The sequence below is a fragment of the Streptomyces sp. NPDC002845 genome, assembly GCF_053591955.1.
The window spans coordinates 1-1,672 of record NZ_JBSFUU010000226.1 but is presented as its reverse complement, the minus strand read 5'-3'; the positions used below and the strand labels follow the sequence as shown (position 1 = coordinate 1,672).

The window sequence follows — 1,672 nt, the reverse complement described above, 5'->3', positions numbered from 1 at the left end:
CTAGCCTCGATCTTTCGTGATTGGCCGTCAGCTCTTGGTGGCGGCCAATCTGCGTTCGGTGGTGGTTTTCGGGTGTGACGGCGGCCCGACTGTCGCGTCGGGTGGGCGCCGGGTTCCACGGCTCCGGTGGGGCGGTGCTACTCGCAGGGACGGGAACGTGCTGGTCAGCCGGGGTTCGGAAGGGCTGCGAGTCGTTGGATGGCCCCTGTGATCACATCGGTCCAGGGCCAGTGGCGGGCGAACCTGAGGTGTCGGCGGCGGGCGGTGGTGACGAGCTGGGCGGCGGCGGAGAGCAGGCGGAGTCGCAGGCGGCGGGGCTCCCAGAGCCGGGACCGGCCGGTCAGGGCGAGCATCGCCATCCAGGCCAGCAGGTCCAGGGCGATCTGGACGATCTCCAGCCAGATTTGGTTCTGCGCGCTGTCATGCAGGGGCAGGTTGCGCAGGCCGGTGGCGCGGGCGGCGCGGATGCGGTCCTCGGCGCGGGCCCGCTGGCGGTGCCGCAGCTCCAGCCCGGCGATCTTCTGGCCGGTGGTGTTGGTGGCGAAGCAGGTCAACCGCAGCCCGTCGGCGTCGGTGAAGCGCAACTGGGCTCCCGGGTGCGGGCGTTCCTTGCGGACGATCAGCCGCATCCCCTTGGGCCGGCCCTTCAGACAGTCGCTGCCGGCGTCGAGTTCGGCGACCCAGGCGCCGTCGCGGACTTCGCCGTCCGGCTCGACGGCCGGAGTCCACGCCGACGTAGGGACCTTTAGGACGGCCTGGTGGATGGCGTCGGTGATGGTCATGCCGACCGAGTACGACAGCCACCGTCCGCGCTGGGCGAGCCAGGCCACGAACTCGTGGGTGCCGCCGCCCGAATCGCAGCGGATGAGTGTCTGCCGTCCACGCCGGTAGCGTCTGGGCAGCTGAGCGAGCGCGAGCCGGGCGGCTTCGATGTGATCACTCGCAGTGTTGGAGCCCGCATTCCCCGGCCGCAGCAGGCCCACGACGGGCTCGCCGGACCCGGCGCGGCCGTGGTCGACGAACCCCATCAGCGGGTGGTGGCCGAAGGTTTTCTTCCAGGTCGCGGCGGCGTCCTGCTTCTCGGAGTGCGCCAGGACGAGGACGCCGTCGATGTCCACGATCACCTGTCCGCCGGCGTCCGGGGCCGCTTCACCGGCCAACTGCCAGACATGCTTGCGCACTTCGGCACGGGCGGTGCGGAGCGCGGCCAGCACCCGCTTCCCGCCGGCGGCCAGCGTGTCGATCAGGCGGGAGACGGTCGGGTCGGAGGCCACCGGCCCGAACACGGCCGGCTCGGCCCGCAGCATCCCCACATCGGCCAGACAGTCCCCGCCCAGGGCGACGGCAAGTGCCACATCCAGCAGGATCTTGCCCGGATCGTGCACCGCCCGGGACTTCCGCCACGGCGCCAGCGCCTGCGATATCGCCGCATCCAGGCCGCTCTTGCGACACGTCTCGACCAGCAGCACGGCCCCGGCCTGGGAGACCACCCCACGGCCACCGCCCTCGATGCGGACACGCGGGTAGAACCCGATACGCTTCTTCACCTGGAAAGTGCCTCCGGCTGGTGCGGGAACAAGGACCTCGACAATCCTCATTCTCGCTGGTCAGAGGCACTTTCTGCTTACGCGATCACCAGTCGGACAGCCCACCTCGTGAAAGCACGAGGCTA

At 70.4% G+C, this 1,672-nt stretch carries 1 protein-coding gene; it reads right to left on the bottom strand.

Going from position 1 to position 1,672, the window contains the following annotated elements:
• Positions 1–164: 164 nt before the first annotated feature.
• Positions 165–1,547, bottom strand: a complete 1,383-nt coding sequence (locus ACWD3C_RS48510) for an IS1380 family transposase (RefSeq protein ID WP_451155225.1) — start codon at positions 1,545–1,547, stop codon at positions 165–167.
• Positions 1,548–1,672: the final 125 nt, after the last annotated feature.